The sequence below is a fragment of the Streptomyces sp. NPDC046712 genome, assembly GCF_040645695.1.
GTDB lineage: Bacteria > Actinomycetota > Actinomycetes > Streptomycetales > Streptomycetaceae > Streptomyces.
Genome location: NZ_JBEYYW010000063.1, coordinates 1 through 1001, shown reverse-complemented (window position 1 = coordinate 1001; position 1001 = coordinate 1). Strand labels below are relative to the sequence as shown.

General features: G+C 55.4%; 1 rRNA gene. It reads right to left on the bottom strand.

What is annotated here, in order from left to right:
• Nucleotides 1-1001, bottom strand: a 23S ribosomal RNA gene (locus ABZ939_RS36890); the annotation flags it as partial.

Sequence of the window (1001 nt, the reverse complement as noted above, 5' to 3'; positions counted from 1 at the left end):
TCGTTACGCCATTCGTGCAGGTCGGAACTTACCCGACAAGGAATTTCGCTACCTTAGGATGGTTATAGTTACCACCGCCGTTTACTGGCGCTTAAATTCTCAGCTTCACCCCCGAAGGGATTAACCGGTCCTCTTAACGTTCCAGCACCGGGCAGGCGTCAGTCCGTATACATCGAATTACTTCTTCGCACGGACCTGTGTTTTTAGTAAACAGTCGCTTTCCGCTGGTCTCTGCGGCCACCCACCCCTAGCCCGTAAAGGACTTCAGGATGTTTGGCCCCCCTTCTCCCGAAGTTACGGGGGCATTTTGCCGAGTTCCTTAACCACAGTTCACCCGATCGCCTTGGTATTCTCTACCTGACCACCTGTGTTGGTTTGGGGTACGGGCCGTGCACGCACTCGCTAGAGGCTTTTCTCGGCAGCATAGGATCACTCTACTTCACCTCAATCGGCTACGCATCACGTCTCAGCCTTCATGAGCGGCGGATTTACCTACCACTCGGCCTACACGCTTACACCAGTACTACCATTCACTGGCGGAGCTACCTTCCTGCGTCACCCCATCACTTGACTACTACAGAATCAGGCCCCACGCTCCACAACACAGATCCATCCGAAGACTTCACCATGCGCTTTGGGTGGTTAGTATCAACTGCCTCATCAGGGACGCACGTGCTCGGGTACGGGAATATCAACCCGTTGTCCATCGACTACGCCTGTCGGCCTCGCCTTAGGTCCCGACTTACCCTGGGCGGATTAGCCTGGCCCAGGAACCCTTGGTCATCCGGCGGCAGAGTTTCTCACTCTGCATTCGCTACTCATGCCTGCATTCTCACTCCCACACCCTCCACCGCTGGTTTACACCGCGGCTTCCCTGGATGCAGGACGCTCCCCTACCCATCAACACGACTAGATGCTCATCCGAAAACAAGCACCGATCTATTGTGTCAATGACACAGCTTCGGCGGTGTGCTTAAGCCCCGCTACATTGTCGGCGCAGG